This is a genomic window from Bartonella sp. AA89HNZF, assembly GCF_042196905.1.
In the GTDB taxonomy this organism is placed as follows: Bacteria; Pseudomonadota; Alphaproteobacteria; order Rhizobiales; family Rhizobiaceae; genus Bartonella.
Genome location: NZ_JBHIRD010000130.1, coordinates 1 through 315, shown reverse-complemented (window position 1 = coordinate 315; position 315 = coordinate 1). Strand labels below are relative to the sequence as shown.

Annotated in this window: 1 protein-coding gene; it reads right to left on the bottom strand. The window is 35.6% G+C overall.

Features of this window, described 5'->3' with window-relative positions:
• The coding region (locus ACFIN0_RS10110; RefSeq protein ID WP_375702493.1) for a hypothetical protein at positions 1–315 on the bottom strand (315 nt) is incomplete at both ends.

Sequence of the window (315 nt, the reverse complement as noted above, 5' to 3'; positions counted from 1 at the left end):
GGATGCTATCGTCTTTAGGAACAACATAAACATAATAATTTTTTCCTGCTTCAAGTTCAATGTCGAACTTGGTAGGGGTGTCCTCTGGAGTCTTATATATGCGAAGGTTTTCGTCGTCATCTTTGCCCGCATGAGAAAATTGAAGTATCGTTCCTTTCTTGACCAAAATCCCCCTTTTTTCAGTTGCTACAAGAAATGGAGAAAACTTTGCAACAACACTTAGATTCATTATTTTCAAAGTATCGTAAATATGAAGAAGGATACCACGAAAGAGTTCAATTTTTTCACTCGTATCTGTCAAATTAAACGAAATAA